This is a genomic window from Candidatus Omnitrophota bacterium (genome assembly GCA_028693815.1).
Classification (GTDB): Bacteria; Omnitrophota; Gorgyraeia; order Zapsychrales; family Aceulaceae; genus Aceula.
The window spans coordinates 45271-62748 of sequence record JAQUUP010000010.1; the positions used below are offsets into that span (position 1 = coordinate 45271).

The window sequence follows — 17478 nt, forward strand, 5'->3', positions numbered from 1 at the left end:
CGCCGTATTACTAATATTCAAATATTAATATATATATTCAAAAAAAGCGAGGTGGCGTTATGAAGGGAATTATTTTAGCTGGAGGTAAAGCCACACGACTGTACCCGATTACAAAAAGTATTTCCAAGCAACTTCTTCCTATTTACGACAAACCAATGATTTATTATCCTTTGTCTGTTTTGATGTTAGCGGGCATCAAAGATATTCTGATTATTTCTACTCCAGAGGCCTTGGGTAGTTTTAAGGCTCTTTTGGGAGATGGAAAAGACTTAGGAATAGATTTAAGTTATGCAGCGCAGCCAAAACCAGGGGGCATTGGACAAGCCTTTCTTATTGGAGAAGAGTATATTGCCGGAGAAAATGTTTGTCTTGTTTTAGGAGATAATCTTTTTTATGGAGATCATCTTTCGATGGCTCTTCAAAAGGCGACAAAGAAAAAACAAGGAGCGACTATTTTTGGATATCTCGTTAATAACCCAGAAGAATATGGGGTGATCGCTCTGGATAAAAATAAAAAAGTTATTTCGATTGAAGAAAAACCAAAAAAACCAAAATCTCATTGGGTGGTCACGGGACTTTATTTTTATGATCAAGACATCGTAAAAATTGCTAAAAATACAAAGCCATCTAAAAGAGGCGAGATAGAGATTACGGATATTAACAAGGCGTATTTAAAGCGTAAAAATTTAGATGTTCAGTTTCTAGGGCGAGGATGTGCCTGGTTGGATACCGGAACATATGAGTCATTGATTGAGGCTTCGCTTTTCATTAAGACAATTCAAGAGCGTCAGGGATTAAAGATCGGATGCATTGAAGAGGTTGCGTACCGTATGAAATTTATTTCTAGAGAACAGCTAGAAAAATTATCGCGAGGGTTTAAGACAGAATATGGATCCTATCTCAAGCGACTTGCCCAAGGAGATAAATAATATTATGCCATTTATTTTTAAGAAATTAGAAATTCCAGAGGTTATTCTTGTTGAGCCAGAAATATTTGGTGATTCTCGAGGGTTTTTTGTCGAGCTTTATAAAAAAACAGATTTCTCAAAACAAGGCATTGATGCCCCGATTGCTCAAGTCAGTTATTCTCGCTCAACGAAAAATGTTTTGCGAGGTCTTCATTATCAAAAAAATCCTTTTGCGCAAAGTAAGCTGGTGCGAGCCGTTAAGGGAGAAATTTTTGATGTGGCTGTTGATATTCGAAAAGGGTCGCCAACCTTTGGCCAGTGGGTCGCAGCGTACCTTGATTCTAAAAAGATGAACATGCTCTATATCCCCGAGGGTTTTGCCCATGGATTTTTGACATTGTCGACTGAGGCTGAAGTGGAATATTGTTGTTCGAAAGAATATTGTCCTGAAAGTGAAGCCGGTATTATTTATAATGATCCAGCAATAAATATCGCCTGGCCCGAGGCCAGCCCCAAATTATCAAACAAAGATTTGACATATCCGTATTTCGAAGAGGCAGAGAATAATTTTGTTTTTGAAAAATAAAGTTTTAATTACCGGTGGACTAGGTCAGCTAGGAATCGCTTTCCAAGAGCGATTTCTAAAAGATCGCGTTGATTTTTGTTCAGCGGATAAGCAAGATTTTGATATTTCTGATATTGATCAAGCCCAAGAGCTTATTAAGCAGACTCGGCCAGATTTTATTGTCAATTGCGCGGCCTATAATCTGGTGGACAAAGCTGAAGATGACCCAAAAGAGGCATTTTTAGTTAATCGTGAGGGAGTAAAGAATTTAGCTCTTTTGTGTCGCGAAAAGGGGATCTTTCTTGTTCATTACGGAACGGATTATATTTTTGATGGCAAAAAAGGAAAACCTTATACAGAAGAAGATGCGTCTAATCCCCTTAATCAATATGGCATTAGTAAATTGGCTGGCGAGAAAGCGGTTGAAGAAATTCTAAGTGATTATTTGATTTTTCGCGTTAGCTGGGTGTTTGGCAAGGGCAAGCAGAATTTTCTGTACAAGCTTAATGAATGGGTGCAAAAAAGCAATGCTCTTCAAATTACAGATGATGAAATTTCTGTTCCGACATCAGTGGATGATATTGTTGAGGGAACAATGCGAGCGATGAAGAAGAGTTTAGTTGGGCTTTATCACATGCCGAATAGCGGGCTTTGTTCTCGTTATGAGTGGGCAAAGTATTTCTTTGAGAGAATGCAAAAGAAGATTGATATCAAGCCTGTTTCGCTGGAAAGTTTTAATTTAAAAGCAAAAAGACCAAAGTTTTCTGCCATGTCCAACGAGAAGGTTTGCCAGCTTTTGAATTGGAACATGCCAAGCTGGCAGAAATCTGTTGAGAGCTTTATTAGTTTAAAACAAGGCAAATATTAAATTAAAGTACAGACACAGCTGCTGGGCCGCAGCTGCATCTGTATAAATTCGTGCGGCTGACTTGACGCTTCTTCTAGTCGCGTAAGTCAGGCACTCATTTAAAGGAAAAAATATGAAAGTTCCATTTGGCACGATTACAATTAACAAACAAGCAAAAGATCTTGTTAATGAGGCCCTAAACTCTGGTCGCGTTTCGTCGGGCAAATACGTTTCTGAATTCGAGCAAGGCTTTGCCAGCCTTGTTAATGCAAAAGAGGCGATTGCTGTCAGTAGTGGCACGGATGCTGATATTTTAGCTTTGGCAACGGCTTATGATTTTGGAGCGCAAAGGGAAGATGAAGTTATTGTTCCTGCGCTTTCTTTTGTAGCGACGGGCAATGCTGTTTTGCATGCAGGATTCAAGCCTGTTTTTGTTGATATTGATTACAAGACGCTTAATATTGATCCGCAAAAAATAGAAGCTGTTATTACAAAAAAAACAAAAGCCATTATGCCGGTTCATCTGATGGGTAAGCCTGCCCAGATGGATGTTATTATGGATATTGCTAAAAAGCATAATTTGTTTGTTGTTGAGGATGCGGCTGAAGCCCATGGTGCTGTTTATAAGGGTAAAAAAGTAGGCGAATGGGGTGACATGGCGGCCTATAGTCTTTATTTAGCGCATATCATTACAACGGTTGAGGGTGGAATTGTGACAACCAACAGAGAAGATTTGGCAGAGATTTTGCGGTCTCTTCGATGTCATGGGCGTGCGTGTAAATGTAAGACATGTGTAGTTAATACAATTAATGGTTATTGTGAAAAACGTTTTGCGGACGGCAAAGATATTCGATTTATTTTTGAGCGCGTTGGCTATTCATCAAAAATGAACGAGCTAGAGGCTGCTGTGGGTATCGCAAGCCTTGAGATGTATGACGATATTATTGAAAAAAGACATCATAATTTGATCACCATGATTAATCGGCTAAAAGAATTCGGTGATTTTTTAGATACCATTGAAGAGGAAAAAGATGAAAAAATCGGTCCTCATGCCTTCCCAATCATTGTTAAAAAAGACGCGCCTTTTACTCGCAATGAATTAGTTGATTATTTAGATAAAAATGGCATTGATACGCGTGATCTTTTTTCTTCAATGCCGACGCAGTGCGCGGGTTTTAAATATCTAGGACATAGATTAGGCGAATTTCCAGTTTCTGAGTTTATGGGAACTAATGGTCTTCATATTGGTGTTCATCAAGATATTGGTGCACAACAGATTGATTATGTTTTTGAAACGGTCGGAGATTTTATTAAAAGCAAGATTCGCTAAGAGCGTGAAGTAGAAACATAGTGAATGTTTGATTATTTTAACTTTGTGTGCTATATTATGTATGAAACTGTCATTTAATGACAGTTTCATACAGGAGATAACATGAACAAAATTGTTGATTTGATCATTCAGAATATCCCTTATGATGTGTTTTCTTATTCGGTATTAATAAATATTATTGCCGGATCTAGGGATAGGCGCCATGCGATGATAAAAAGAGCCATCGCTTCAAAAGAAATTATTCATTTGCGTAGAGGCTTGTATTGCCTTGCGCAAAAATATCGTCGTAATGCGCTAGATCTTTTTGAAGTTGCTCAGAAAATTTATGGTCCATCATATATCAGCCTGGAATCTGCTTTGGCGTATCATGGATGGATCCCGGAAGCGGTTCATACGGTTACAAGTGCTTGTGTTCGTCGATCTAAAGATTTCAAGACATCTGTTGGGAATTTTTCTTATTGTAGAGTTCCGTTAAAGATTTTCTACGAAGGTGTTGAGACAGCGGGGTCTGCACGGCAAGGGATTTTTTTTATCGCAAGGCCGCTTAAGGCTTTGGCGGATTATGTTTATGTTCACAAGAAAGAATGGGAGGGCTTAAGTCCTCTTGTAAGCAGCTTAAGAATAGATCTTGAGAATTTTCGAAGTGTGCGTAAAAAAGAGTTTCTTGAGCTTAAAAAAACATATCCTTCAAAGCGCGTCTGTTGTTTTATCAGATCTATAGAAAAGGAACTGCGCGATGAGCATTAAGATTATCCAGAAACGATTAGAGTCTTATCGGTGCCGTTCGGCTCAGGAAGAGGACCATGCCTTGCGCGAGATCACTCAGGAGGTGGCGCTTGCGGCTCTTGCGCGGTCAGATTTCTACCAAACTGCGTCCTTTCAAGGAGGAACATGTTTGCGGATCTTTTATGGGTTAAACCGCTTTTCTGAGGATCTTGATTTTATTTTAAAAGAGACTAATGGTGCATTTTCTTTTGAAAAATATCTTAAGAATTTATCGATTGAATTTCAAGCCTATGGATATCAGGTTGAGATTGTCGATAGATCTAAGGCTGAGACAACGGTTAAAAAAGCGTTTATTAAAGATGATTCCTTAGGAAAAGTTTTACAGCTACAGCATTTAAAAACTGATCGATCAATGTCGAAGATCAGGATCAAGATTGAGGTCGACACAAATCCACCTCAAGGAAGCTTTTTTGAAAATAAATTTTTAGATTTTCCGTTTGTTTGTGCTTTGACAACCCAAGATATTCCAAGCCTTTTTGCTGGAAAGATCCATGCTTTGCTTTGCCGTGAGTATGTGAAAGGAAGGGATTGGTATGATTTTCTATGGTATGTGAGTTATCGCGCCACTATTAATTTAAAGTTCTTGGAAGCTGCTCTTGAACAAATCGGTCCTTGGGCTGGGCAGAACGTAAAAATTGATGATCAATGGTGTTGCGCTCAGCTAAGTGAAAAGATTTTATCGATTGATTGGCAAGCGGCACGTAATGATGTTGCTCGTTTCATTAAGCCTGCTGAACTGGCATCACTTGATTTGTGGAATGTGGACCTTTTTTTGGATAGGGTCAAGAAACTAGGAGATGTTTAATTTCTTTGTGATTATGTTAACCCAAAAGATCTACCCCCCCCCCTGAGGTGGTCCGTTTGGCGTTCGTTTCGAAGAGTGAGTAAAACGGAGAGAGGTTGTTGTCTCGTTTTAGGATTTTGAATTTAGCTTTTTTCTTAAGAGCCTTATTCTAACTTAAAATCTTTAATCTGTTAGTGGGGAGCAGAATAACAGACCTTTATTTTAAGAATTAAAAACTGGACATTTCTGCTTTTGGTAACGATAGGACATTCTTGCTTTGGCTTGACAGTGAAAAATAATATTATTGACAATATAAGAAATGATGGTATTTTAACACTATATAGAAGTTAACTCAAATTCCTTTAGAGGGCATTATGGGTAATAAAGTTAGAGAGCGTCTGGGTAAGAAAGAAATTGATGTGATATCAAGGCTTTCCTATGAAAAGAAGCGGATCGTCACAAAAGAAGATTTAGATACCTTTTTTAATTTTAGTGATAATGCGCGAAATAAAGTTGTTTATCGATTGAAGAAGAAAGCTATTCTTTTTCCAATTAAGAAGGGAGTATATGTTTTTTCTCCTCTTGAGTACGGTGAACAAGGCGCTGCAATTAATGAGATGCTTGTCCCGCCACAATTTTTCCCACAGGGCAATTATTATATTGGCTATTCAACGATGTTTAATTACTACAATCTCACAGAGCAACTTTTTCAGGTCATTTATGTTTTAAATACATCCTTCCAGAAGAAAAGGAAGATTTGCGGGATTCAATTTAACTTTTTACGAGTACCGGATAATCGTATGTATGGACTTGAGAAAATAAAGATTGAAGGACAGGAAGTTGTAATTAGCTCATTAGAGAAGACGTTGGTAGATCTTGTCTATTTTAATAAGCCGGTTGGAGGACTGAAAGGTGCGCTTGAAATCCTTGATATTGAACTTCAAAAAGAACGCTGCGATGTAAAAAAGTTTATTCGTTTTGCGTCAAGATTTCCTGTTATAAAGATTCGTAAAATAATAGGCGTGGCGTTAGAGGAAAAGGGCTATTCTGATGAAATATTAGCTCCTCTTGTTAGAAGTCTTAAAAATACTGCGATAAGTTCATCGACAGGATCATTTAAGGGGAAATTAAATAAAAAATGGAAAGTTATCATTAATGATCCACAAGAATAAAAAAGAATTTATTGATTTAATTAATATGACTGTTCAAAGAACAGGATTTAGAGCACATCTTTTGGAAAAGGATTATTATTTGACACATCTTCTTTCCAAGATTAATGATCTCTCAGAGGATTTGATCTTTAAAGGAGGGACTTGTCTCAACAAGATTTATTATTCTTACTATCGTTTAAGCGAAGATTTGGATTTTAGTATGAAGTTGTCCGAGGATGCAACAGCTCGAGGGAAGCGGCAAAAATGTATACAGCCGATCAAAGATGGAATTGAAGCCTATGCTAATCAGATTGGAATGACTTTGGGCGATACACAAAATGCAGGGCGAAATGAATCGAAGCAATATGTTTATTATTTTATGTACAAATCCGTTGTTCAGCCAAAAGAACAAGTCATTAAATTTGAGATTGGTCTTAGATTTAATCCGATTCTTGATGTTGAAGCAAGAGAAGTGAAGCATAAATTTTTACATCCGTTTACAGGCAAACCATTATTTGATGGAGGCAAGGTCAATTGTTTGTCTTTGAAAGAAATTGTTAGTGAAAAATTAAGAGCCGCTGCCAATCGAAAGACGATTGCTCCTCGGGATTTCTATGATCTGGATTTTATAGTAAGACAAGGTTTTAATTTGTCTGATAAGCAAGTTTTGAATCTTTTTGTTAAGAAGCTAGAAGAAGACGGTGGCGATACGGATTTAGCAAAATACAGGATCAATCTCGGTCGTTCAGATAAAGAAATTAAAGACATGAAATCGAGGATTGAAAATGAGTTGTTTGATGTTTTGACCGTTAGCGAGAGGGAGAATTTTGATTTGGATAACGCGTTTAAGAGGATCAATAAGGTGATGAGGGAAATCAGGATCTGATATGCCTAAAATTAAGGATCTGTCGAAATACAAAGTCTTAGAAAGTCATTGCCAAGAAGGTGAAGATGAGAAAACGGTACATTTCTCCTGCAGATGCTTCTTGGTGTAGATTTAAAATAGATGCAAGGCCTGTAAAAAGGAAAGAATGAACCTTTATCTTAGAAATTAAAAAACGAAATTTATATTGGTGTTCATCAAGATATTGGTCTTGAGCAGATTGATTATGTTTTCGAAGTTATTAAGGATTTTATCAAAAATAAGATTCGTTAAGAGCGTAAAGTAACAACATTCTGAGAACGACCTATTTCCAAGCGTATTGTCCTAAGTCATTACAGCACAACATTTTTAATCCGGATTTTGCAGAAGCAAAATCCGCCCGTAGGGTCGCAGCGTCGCAACTTGTTGCGACTTGCGGGGTTACCCTCGCCATAAAGCGTTTTGCATTTGAATTCTTTAATTCCCTGTTTTAAGACGAAAAAGATATTCAAATGTAAAATTCGGGTTAATCCTTGACAGAATATTAAAATCTTTTATAATAATGTTCATTAATTGAACATTGATCTTGTTTTTAGAATAAACCGCTGAAGGATTTTGATATGATTGATGAAAGAGAATTTGAACTTGTGAATATTATTGGCTCTGAAATTGTTTCCAATCAAAGAGATCTATCCCACCACGTCAACCTTTCCTTAGGTCAGACAAACATGCTTTTGCGCAGGCTTATTGCTAAGGGCTATATTCGCATAAGAAAAATTGATAAGCGCAGAGTCAAATACTTGCTTACTCCGCAAGGTCTTGCGGAAAAAATGAACAAATCCATCAAATATACCTTAAGGACGATTAATTCTATTAGCCTTATCAAAGAGCGTCTCAAAGATCTTCTGAGAGAAATTTATGAAAAAGGGGAGCGAAAATTTATTGTTATTGGAAAATCTGATTTAGCTATGATGATTGATATAGCTGTAAAGGAGATGAATCTTAAAGATTATTCTTTGGAGCATTTTGAGGTCATTCCTCAAGAAAAAATGGACGGCTTATTTTTAATTTGTAAAGAAAATGTCATTATTGATAAATCAATTACAAATCAGGTTGTTGATTGTATTCATGAATTGGCTAAAGAGCATGGTTTGCAAGAGGATGGCGAGAGCTCTGTTTTTTAGCTCTTGTTTTTTTGATCAGTGCTAAATACTATTTTAACTATTAAGATTTTAGATTTTGAACAATCATGACTAAGCAGAAAAAAATAAAACAAATTCTTTTGACTGGTGCAGATGGATTTATTGGAAGCCATTTGACTGAGGAGTTAGTAAGAGAGGGATATAAAGTTAAGGCTTTTGTTTTTTATAATTCTTTCAATTCTTGGGGATGGCTTGATAGCTTGCCAAAGGAAATCCTTGCAAAGATAGATGTCTTTTGCGGGGACGTGAGAGACCCTAACGGTGTCCGGGAGGCTATGAGGGGCTGTGAAATGGTTTTTCATTTGGCGGCATTAATCGGCATCCCATTTTCCTATCATTCTCCTGATTCGTATGTTGATACAAACATTAAAGGAACCTTAAATGTTTTACAGGCGGCACGAGAGCAGAAGACTGAACGAGTATTGGTAACCTCAACTTCTGAGGTCTATGGAACAGCACAATATGTTCCCATTGATGAAAAACATCCATTGCAAGGACAGTCTCCTTACAGTGCCACAAAGATTTCCGCGGATAAAATCGCCGAATCTTTTTATCGATCGTTTGATTTGCCGGTCACAATTGTTCGGCCTTTTAATACCTATGGTCCGAGACAATCAGCCAGAGCGATTATTCCCACCATCATCACCCAGCTAATTTCAGGAAAAAAAGAAATACAATTAGGCGATTTAACTCCCATGCGGGATCTTAATTATGTGAAAGATGTTTGTCAGGGTTTTATTGAGATCGCGAAATCAGATAAAACAGTTGGGGATGAGATTAATGTTTGTTCAGGAAGTGAGATTTCAATACAGGAGCTCGCAGAAAAATTAATTTCGTTGATCGGCTCTCAGGCTAAAATTATTTGTGATCAGCAAAGGATCCGTCCTGAAAAATCCGAAGTCAGGCGCTTATGCGGCGAAAATGCCAAGATCAAAGAGTTGACAGGATGGAAATCCAGGTATTCTTTGGAGGATGGATTGAAAGAAACAATTAAGTGGTTTTCCAACAAGGAAAACCTTAACCGTTACAAGGCTGATATTTATAATGTCTAAAAAAATTTATTTAGATGATCCATGTATCGGGGAACTGGAAAAAAAATATCTATGCGAAGCTATTGATTCGGGCTTTGTTTCATCGGTGGGTCCTTTTGTGAAACAGTTTGAACAAAAGATGGCCGACTATCTTGGTGTTCCTTCGGCAGTGGCAGTTCAAAGCGGTACCGCGGCCATTCATATGGCTTTACATGAACTGGGGATTGGCCCAGGCGATGAAGTCATTGTTCCCGCACTGACATTCGCGGCAACAGTCAATCCTGTTCTTTATGTCGGAGCGAATCCCGTGATCGTTGATGTTGATTCAAAAACGTGGAATATTGATCCGGATAAGATTAAGAAAGCCGTTACTGAAAAGACCAGAGCGATTATCCCGGTTCATTTATATGGCAACCCCTGCAATATGACAGAAATCATGCAAATCGCCGAGGAACATGGGCTGCATATTATTGAAGATGCCACGGAAAGTTTGGGCGCGACTTTTCAAAATAAGCCTACAGGAACATTTGGTAATTTTGGGTGTTTTAGTTTTAACGGTAACAAACTTATAACAACTGGCGGCGGAGGTTTAATTGTCGGGCGTGATCAGAAAAAAATGGATCATATCCGTTATCTGATCAATCAGGCTAAAGATTCTGATCGCCCAGGATTTCATTCGGAGATGGGCTTTAATTATCGGATGACGAATATTGAGGCGGCATTGGGGCTGGCCCAGTTGGAAAGACTGCAAGAATTTATTGAAAAGAAGAAAAGAATTTTTTCAATTTATGAAGAGTTTTTATCTGACAAGATCGATTTTCAGCAGGAGGAGGCAGGAGGCAGCTCTTCTCGCTGGTTTTCGGCGGGATGGGTAAATGGTCAAAAAGATGTGACTGCTGGTGTTATGAAAGAATACGGACTGCTAGTTAGAGATATTTTTATTCCTTTAACTCAGATGCCTTATTTTAAGAAATATTCAGTTCATTGTTCAATTTCGGATAAAATTTATAATCATGCTCTATGTTTACCGGGTTCAACGATGAATGATGAAAAAGTTATAAAAGAAGCGGTGGTGGCGATTAGAGAGGTGCTCAATGATTAAGCAGGATTTAATTTTAATTGGCGGCGGCGGGCATGCCAAGGTTGTTATTGATGCCTTGAAGGGAAATCAAGAATTCAGGATTACGGGAATTCTTGACAAGAAACAAGGTGATGTTTTAGGAGTGAAAATTGTGGGCGATGATTCTTTACTAGAAAAACTTTATCAGGAAGGGGTCAAGTACGCTTTTATTTCTATCGGTTCAGTAGGTGATTATTGTTTGAGAAAAGAGCTTTTTGAAAAAGCGGTTGAAGTTGGTTTTATTTTTCCGTCATTGATTCATTCGTCTGCGTATGTTTCTTCAGATGTTATGATTGGTCAAGGAACATTTGTCGCGGCCGGGGCTATCATTAATCCTGGTACTGTTATCGGAAATAATGTGATTGTTAATACAAATGCTTCTGTTGATCACGATTGTCGCATAGGTGATTTTGTCCATATCGCTCCCGGAGCGATTTTAGGTGGAAGTGTTATTATTGGAGCGGGTAGTCATGTTGGGATGGGGGCCAGGGTTATTCAGGGGGCAGCGGTACAGGAAAACACATTTATTAAAGCTGGGAGACTCGTTAGATGAGTAAAGTATTTATTATTGCTGAAGCTGGAGTCAACCACAACGGGGATATCAGCATAGCCAGAAAAATGATTGATGCGGCTGCGCTGGCAGGCGCTGATGCTATAAAATTCCAGACATTCAGGGCGGAAGACTGCATTTCCCGAAATGCTGTCAAGGCCGAGTACCAGAAAAAAACAACATCAACGTCCGAGAGCCAGCTTGAGATGATAAAAAAACTCGAGTTGAGCTTCGATCAGCAAAAAGAACTGTTTCAGCATTGCAGATCAAAAGGGATTATGTTTTTGGCTTCGGCTTTTGATTTGGACAGTATTGACTTTCTTAACAGCCTGGGTGTAAGTATTTTTAAAATTCCTTCCGGGGAAATTACGAATCTTCCTAGCCTTGAAAAAATAGCTTCTTTCCATAAAGAAATCATTCTTTCAACGGGGATGGCTGATCTGGAGGAAGTGAGGATCGCAGTAGATTTGCTGCTTAACGCCGGATCAAGCAGAGAAAGAATATCCCTTCTTCACTGTTGCACTGAGTACCCTGCTCCTGTTGAAGAAGCCAACCTTAGGGCTATGGAAACGATGCGTAAAGAATTCGGCATTAAAGTAGGTTATTCGGATCATACAGAAGGGATAGAGGTCGCACTGGCTGCAGCTGCTTTGGGTGCGGAAATTATTGAAAAGCACTTCACTTTGGATAAAGAAATGGAAGGCCCTGATCATAGTTCTTCTGCAGATGTGGAAGAACTAAAAAAAATGGTAACAGGGATTAGACGTATTGGATTGTCCTTAGGAGATGGGGTAAAAAAACCTTCATTATCAGAAAAGAAGAATCTGCCAATTGTAAGAAAAAGTATTGTGGCACGTAGATATATTCGAAAAGGCGAAGTTTTTGATGAGCATAACCTGGCGGTTAAACGGCCGGGGATAGGAATAAGTCCTATGCGATGGCATGAGGTTTTGGGTAAAATTTCGCCAAGGGATTTTCAACAAGATGAGATGATTGTTTTATGAGAATTGCGATGAAGAGAAAAATTTGTGTTTTTACCGGAACTCGGGCGGAATATGGATTACTCGCACCGCTCATGAAAAAGATCAGGGACGACCGGGAGCTTTGTCTCCAAACGATCGTATCAGGAGCGCATCTTAGCCGGGAACATGGATTCACTTATAAGGAAATTATCAAAGAAGGCTTTAAAATAGATAAAAAAATCGCCATTGATTTGAATTCGGATACAGAGACTGGAGTGGCGCGTTCTTTTGGTCTTGGTGTAGAACATTTTGCCAAAGCCTTAACACAACTAAGGCCTCATATTGTTGTTATTTTAGGTGATCGCTACGAAGCCTTTGCGATGGCTACTGCCGCTATGATTTGCCGCGTTCCGATTGCGCATTTGTACGGAGGAGAGGTAACGATTGGAGCAATTGATGAAGCTATTCGTCATTCGATTACTAAAATGAGCCATTTTCATTTTGTTGCGACAAAAGAATATCGTCAAAGGGTTATTCAACTTGGTGAAAATTCAAAGAGTGTTCTTAATGTTGGAGCTTTGGGGGTGGATAATATTAAGGAGTTAAATCTTCTTTCGAAAAAAGAATTGGAGCAGCGCCTGGGATTTTCTTTTGATAAGCGTAATTTGTTGATTACATATCATCCGGTCACGCTAGAGAAAGGATCAGAAAAGAAAAGCATGTGGATATTATTGTCTGTACTTAATGGATTAAAAAACACACGTTTGATTTTTACCAAAGCCAATGCAGATATGGGTGGGTGCGTGATTAACAGCTTGATTGAAGATTATGTTAGAAAGAATAGGCATAAAGCAGTGTGTTTTACTTCGTTAGGGCAATTGAATTATTTGTCAGCGATGAAATATGTAGATGCGGTGGTAGGCAATTCGTCGAGCGGGATTATTGAAGCGTCGAGTTTTAAGATTGGCACGATTGACATCGGCAACAGGCAGGCAGGACGCATTAAAGCGGATAGCGTGATTTCATGTGGTTTGCAAAAAGCGTCATTAGAAAAGGCGTTTCGAAAGTTATATTCTAAAAGGTTTCAAGAGGTTCTTTTGCGGGTTGTTAATCCCTATGGGAATGGCCGTGTTGCTTCGCGCATTGTTGACAAGTTAAAAAGTATTGACCTTGATGGAATTTTGAAGAAAAAATTTTATGATTTAAAGTGTACGGGTAAGCGCAGATGAAAAAAATTCTCATTATCGGATTAGGATCTATTGGTCAGCGGTATGCATCGCTATTGCATCAACATGGTGGACTTGAAATTTTTGCCCTCCGCCAGCAAGGCAATGATGTGGTTGAAGGTGTAAAGAATTTGTATTCGTGGGATGAGGTGGCCTCGGCGAAACCGGATATCGCTTTTATTACTAATCCGACGTCATTGCATATTGCAACGGCCATTCAATGTGCGCGTTTGGGCATGCATTTGTTTATTGAAAAGCCTTTGGATAAGAATCTTTTAGCGTTTGATGAATTGCATGCGATTGTCAAAGAACAGCAGTTACAGTGCTATGTGGCCTATAACCTTCGGTTTCATCCGGGAATACTAGATCTTAAAGAGGTGCTTTCTCAAGAATCGTATTATTATGCCCATATTCTTAATTCTTCTTATTTGCCGGCTTGGCGTCCAGGGGCGGATTATTGGAAAAATTACAGCGGCCAAGCGCTTTTTGGGGGAGGAGTGCTTCTTGATCTCTCTCATGAATTAGATTATGCGCAGTTTTTGTTCGGCGAAATTCAACATATTGAAGGTTATTTTGAGCATTCTTCAGATTTAAAAATTGACGTAGAAGATACCGCGGATTTATCAGTATTTTTTATAAATCAGCGTCGCATCCAAATTCATTTAGATTTTTGCAGTTTGCCAGTTGAGCGCGTTATCAAAGTTTTTGGCCAAAAGAGCGTTTATATAGTAGATCTTATTAAGAATACGTTTCAGACATATTCTTATGATGGCTCTATTAAAGAAGTGAATTATGAGATCGACCGTAATGCTATGTATGCACGGCAAATTGATTATTTCTTAATTGGCTTGAGAAATGAAACGTCTGTAGATAATTTAGAGGAGTCTGCAAAATTATTGAAATGTATTATTGAATTTAAGGCGGGCAAAAAATGAATATTTTAGTCACGATATGCGCTCGGGCAGGATCTAAGGGTGTTAAAAACAAAAACATTCGTGAGTTGGCGGGCAAGCCGCTTGTTGCCTATGCTATTGAACAGGCTCAAGAATGGGGTAAGGCGGCGCATATTGTTGTGTCTACGGATTCTCAGCAGATTTCGAAGTTAGCACAAGATTGTGGTGCAGAAGTTCCGTTTTTGCGAGAGAAGCAATTGGCCTCTGATGAGTCGGGAAAAATAGCAGCTATTATCGACGCTTGGAAACGTAGTGAGGCGCATTTTGGATGTTCGTACGATTATGTTATTGATTTGGATGTTACCGCTCCTTTACGGGCAATGTCTGATATTGATGCTTGTTTGGATTTGGCAGTCAAAAAAAAGGCACTCAATGTGATTACTGTTGTGCCGGCACATCGTAATCCGTATTTTAATATGGTTCAGGACGTTGGTGATGGGAGGGCTCGGTTGGTGAATGGAGATCAACAGGAATACCTGAGGCGGCAGGATGCACCCCAAATTTTTGATATGAATGCCTCGATTTATGTTTTTGGGAGAGGTTTTTTGGAGCAGGAATTGAATCTGTTTACAGAAAAGACGTTTTGTCATGTTATGGGTGGAATATCTCGCTATGATATTGATTGTGAATTGGACTTTGAGATGGTTGAAATGATTGTGAAAAATGGATTATGGAGTTTTCAATGAGCGAAATTCTAGAAAATTTTAATTTTAAAAACAAAACGATTGTGATTCTTGGCGGGGAGGGCCTCATTGGCAGGGCGCTAGTCGAAGGCTTTGTTGAGACCCAAGCGAAGGTAGTTGTGTTGGATTTGGAGAATGCCGTAGATAAAGACCGAGTTTTTTTCAAAAAAGTTGATGTTGCTCAACTTGAAATACTGGAAGATTTTTTTAGCAATCTTAAAAAAGAGTTTGGATATGTTGATGCGTTTATTAATGCATCCTATCCACGCACGACTAGTTGGGGCAAGGGCGTAGAGGAGACCTCTTTGGAGTCATTGAAGGAAAATGTGGATATACACCTTAATTCTTATTCTTGGTTAACACGAATTATGGCGATGTTAATGAAAGACAAGGGAGGAAGTATTATTAATTTTAGCTCGATTTATGGTATGTTGGGTAATGATTTTTCCGTGTATCAAGGGACGGCGATGACTTCTCCTATGGAGTATTCGGTCATAAAAGGTGGTATTACTAATTTAACACGATATATGGCATCGTATTTTGGGCCTTATGGGGTTAGGGTTAATACAGTTTCGCCAGGAGGGGTTTTAAATCATCAAGATGAAACATTTGTTCAGAAATATATTCAAAAAACGCCTCTAGGTCGTATGGCCAAGCCCGAAGATATGGTTGGGATTGTGCAGTTATTGGCTAGTGATTTGTCGTCTTATATTACAGGACAAAACATAGTTGTAGATGGAGGCTGGAGTATATGGTAAAAGAAAACTTAAATATTAGTAAATGGCTGATTGACAAGAAAAGTACTGTGAAGCAGGCAATGAAGCAAATGCGACATGTTGGAGAAAAGCTTCTTTTTGTAGTTTCAAATAATTCTGTGTTATATGGAGCGTTAAGTGATGGAGATATTAGGAAGTGGATTCTGAAAAAAAACGATCTCAGTGAGAAAATAACTAAAATTTGTAACAAACAACCGATTATACTAGAAAAATCATATAATGTTAATCAAGTAAAAAAGATATTTATAGATCTTAAAATACAAGCGCTTCCTATTGTTTCAAGAAATAAAATAATAGATGTTATAAGCTGGGATGATATTTTTGCAGGGGAAAAAGACGTTAAAGTTTCTGTAAAAAAAGTCAACATTCCTTTAGTTGTAATGGCAGGGGGAAAGGGAACTAGATTGGATCCTTTTACAAGGGTGCTCCCAAAACCACTTATTCCTATAGGAGACAAACCTATTGTAGAGCACATTGTTGAAAATTTCTCGGAATATGGGGTTAAAGAGTTTTATTTCTCAGTTAATCATAAGGCTAAAATGATACGTGCATATTTTGATGAAATGAAGGATATTTTTAATATTAAATATCTTGAGGAAAGTAAACCTTTGGGAACAGCTGGAGGACTTAGACCTCTTTTTGGTGAAAGACATAAAAGGTATTTTGTTGTTAACTGTGATATTTTCTTAGGAACAAATATTTCAGATATAGTTGATTTTCATGATGAGAATAATAATGATGTAACAGTTGTTGCGTCATATAAGCATCATGTTATGCCTTATGGAGTGTGTAACATTAATAAAGGCGGAGAGCTTAAAAGCATTGATGAAAAACCTGAGTATGATTTTTTGATTAACATAGGGGCATACATTTTGAACAAAAGAGCGATAAAGCTTATCCCGGCAAATAAAATGTTTCATATGACGGATCTGATAAAAGCATGCAAAAAGGAAAAATTCAAAATCAAGGTTTTTCCTATATCTGATAATATGTGGATGGACATAGGCCAACTAGAAGAGTATAGAAGAACCTTAAAAACCATAGGCATGTTACAAGATTAGAAAATCATCAAGGGCGGAGTATTAGGACAAAATGAATAAAATCAAAGAATCTTTTAAAATCGCATTGATTGATTTAAATCACATGACTTTAGGAGTGCATACAAATACGGCTCCCTTGGGACTTGGCTTGATTGCGCATTACTTAAAGAAGAATATATCCAAAGAGTGTGATGTCAGACTTTTTAAAAATCCAAAAGTTTTCAGTGGAGCTTTAGCAAGATGGAAGCCTGATGTGTTAGGCATGGCTCAATATGTTTGGAATACAGAATTAAACCATCATATGGCAAAACTGGTAAAAGAAATGAATCCAGAGTGTCTTACAATAGCTGGTGGACCAAATTTATATTTGACTTCATCAGAAAAAATAGAGTATCTTAAGGAAAAAGATTTTATTGATTTTTGCATTAGTTATGATGGAGAAATACCTTTTACTGAGCTCGTTAAACGTTTTGTTAATGGAAAAAGTATCAATGAAATAAAGGATGATCTTGTACCTGGCACATATGCTTTGTCAAGGGATAAGAAAACCTTGCAAGAATCAAGTTTTTTGCCACCAAGAATTAAAAGTTTGGATGTTTTTGGTGCGATTTATGCAGATGGATTCTTTGATGAATTCTTAGACAAAGGGTTTCACCCTTTTCTACAGACTCATAGAGGATGTCCTTTTAAATGTACATATTG

The 17478-nt window shown here is 38.0% G+C and carries 19 protein-coding genes; all 19 read left to right on the forward strand.

The window, feature by feature from the left end:
- The first annotated feature begins 59 nt into the window (after window positions 1-59).
- Complete coding sequence (gene rfbA / locus PHY73_04840) at window positions 60-929, forward strand: glucose-1-phosphate thymidylyltransferase RfbA (GenBank protein ID MDD3375031.1); 870 nt, start codon at window positions 60-62, stop codon at window positions 927-929.
- A 4-nt stretch (window positions 930-933) separates the two neighbouring features.
- Window positions 934-1494, forward strand: coding sequence for a dTDP-4-dehydrorhamnose 3,5-epimerase (gene rfbC, locus PHY73_04845; GenBank protein MDD3375032.1), 561 nt, complete (start codon window positions 934-936; stop codon window positions 1492-1494).
- Window positions 1484-2341 carry a dTDP-4-dehydrorhamnose reductase gene (gene rfbD, locus PHY73_04850; GenBank protein MDD3375033.1) on the forward strand — a complete coding sequence of 286 codons (858 nt, stop codon included), beginning with the start codon at window positions 1484-1486 and terminating at the stop codon, window positions 2339-2341. The genes rfbC and rfbD overlap by 11 nt, the downstream gene beginning before the upstream one ends.
- A 112-nt stretch (window positions 2342-2453) precedes the next feature.
- Window positions 2454-3650 (forward strand): DegT/DnrJ/EryC1/StrS family aminotransferase, encoded by a 1197-nt coding sequence (locus PHY73_04855; protein MDD3375034.1) that lies wholly within the window; start codon window positions 2454-2456, stop codon window positions 3648-3650.
- A gap of 102 nt (window positions 3651-3752) precedes the next feature.
- A complete protein-coding gene (locus PHY73_04860; protein MDD3375035.1) occupies window positions 3753-4397 on the forward strand; it encodes a hypothetical protein in 645 nt (214 codons plus the stop codon).
- On the forward strand, window positions 4387-5241 hold the full coding sequence (locus tag PHY73_04865) for a nucleotidyl transferase AbiEii/AbiGii toxin family protein (GenBank protein MDD3375036.1): 855 nt from the start codon (window positions 4387-4389) through the stop codon (window positions 5239-5241). Before PHY73_04860 ends, PHY73_04865 begins: the two co-directional genes overlap by 11 nt.
- Window positions 5242-5594: 353 nt before the next feature.
- Window positions 5595-6392: a type IV toxin-antitoxin system AbiEi family antitoxin gene (locus PHY73_04870; protein ID MDD3375037.1), complete on the forward strand. Its 798-nt coding sequence runs from the start codon at window positions 5595-5597 to the stop codon at window positions 6390-6392.
- Complete coding sequence (locus tag PHY73_04875; GenBank protein MDD3375038.1) at window positions 6376-7257, forward strand: nucleotidyl transferase AbiEii/AbiGii toxin family protein; 882 nt, start codon at window positions 6376-6378, stop codon at window positions 7255-7257. The genes PHY73_04870 and PHY73_04875 overlap by 17 nt, the downstream gene beginning before the upstream one ends.
- A gap of 596 nt (window positions 7258-7853) precedes the next feature.
- The gene (locus tag PHY73_04880) at window positions 7854-8417 is read left to right on the forward strand and encodes a winged helix-turn-helix transcriptional regulator (protein ID MDD3375039.1); all 564 of its coding nucleotides are present in this window, start codon (window positions 7854-7856) and stop codon (window positions 8415-8417) included.
- Window positions 8418-8500: 83 nt separating this feature from the next.
- Window positions 8501-9487 carry an NAD-dependent 4,6-dehydratase LegB gene (locus tag PHY73_04885; protein MDD3375040.1) on the forward strand — a complete coding sequence of 329 codons (987 nt, stop codon included), beginning with the start codon at window positions 8501-8503 and terminating at the stop codon, window positions 9485-9487.
- Window positions 9480-10568 (forward strand): aminotransferase class I/II-fold pyridoxal phosphate-dependent enzyme, encoded by a 1089-nt coding sequence (locus PHY73_04890; protein ID MDD3375041.1) that lies wholly within the window; start codon window positions 9480-9482, stop codon window positions 10566-10568. The genes PHY73_04885 and PHY73_04890 overlap by 8 nt, the downstream gene beginning before the upstream one ends.
- A complete protein-coding gene (locus PHY73_04895; GenBank protein MDD3375042.1) occupies window positions 10561-11139 on the forward strand; it encodes an acetyltransferase in 579 nt (192 codons plus the stop codon). Before PHY73_04890 ends, PHY73_04895 begins: the two co-directional genes overlap by 8 nt.
- Entirely contained in the window at window positions 11136-12140 is a 1005-nt protein-coding gene (gene neuB / locus PHY73_04900; GenBank protein MDD3375043.1) for an N-acetylneuraminate synthase, read from the forward strand. The genes PHY73_04895 and neuB overlap by 4 nt, the downstream gene beginning before the upstream one ends.
- 8 nt (window positions 12141-12148) lie before the next feature.
- Complete coding sequence (gene neuC / locus PHY73_04905; GenBank protein ID MDD3375044.1) at window positions 12149-13327, forward strand: UDP-N-acetylglucosamine 2-epimerase; 1179 nt, start codon at window positions 12149-12151, stop codon at window positions 13325-13327.
- Window positions 13324-14259 carry a Gfo/Idh/MocA family oxidoreductase gene (locus tag PHY73_04910; protein ID MDD3375045.1) on the forward strand — a complete coding sequence of 312 codons (936 nt, stop codon included), beginning with the start codon at window positions 13324-13326 and terminating at the stop codon, window positions 14257-14259. Before neuC ends, PHY73_04910 begins: the two co-directional genes overlap by 4 nt.
- Complete coding sequence (locus PHY73_04915) at window positions 14256-14963, forward strand: acylneuraminate cytidylyltransferase family protein (protein MDD3375046.1); 708 nt, start codon at window positions 14256-14258, stop codon at window positions 14961-14963. Before PHY73_04910 ends, PHY73_04915 begins: the two co-directional genes overlap by 4 nt.
- The gene (locus tag PHY73_04920; protein MDD3375047.1) at window positions 14960-15718 is read left to right on the forward strand and encodes an SDR family oxidoreductase; all 759 of its coding nucleotides are present in this window, start codon (window positions 14960-14962) and stop codon (window positions 15716-15718) included. The genes PHY73_04915 and PHY73_04920 overlap by 4 nt, the downstream gene beginning before the upstream one ends.
- Entirely contained in the window at window positions 15712-16797 is a 1086-nt protein-coding gene (locus PHY73_04925) for a sugar phosphate nucleotidyltransferase (protein ID MDD3375048.1), read from the forward strand. The genes PHY73_04920 and PHY73_04925 overlap by 7 nt, the downstream gene beginning before the upstream one ends.
- 31 nt (window positions 16798-16828) lie before the next feature.
- The coding region (locus tag PHY73_04930; protein ID MDD3375049.1) for a hypothetical protein at window positions 16829-17478 on the forward strand (650 nt) is incomplete at its 3' end.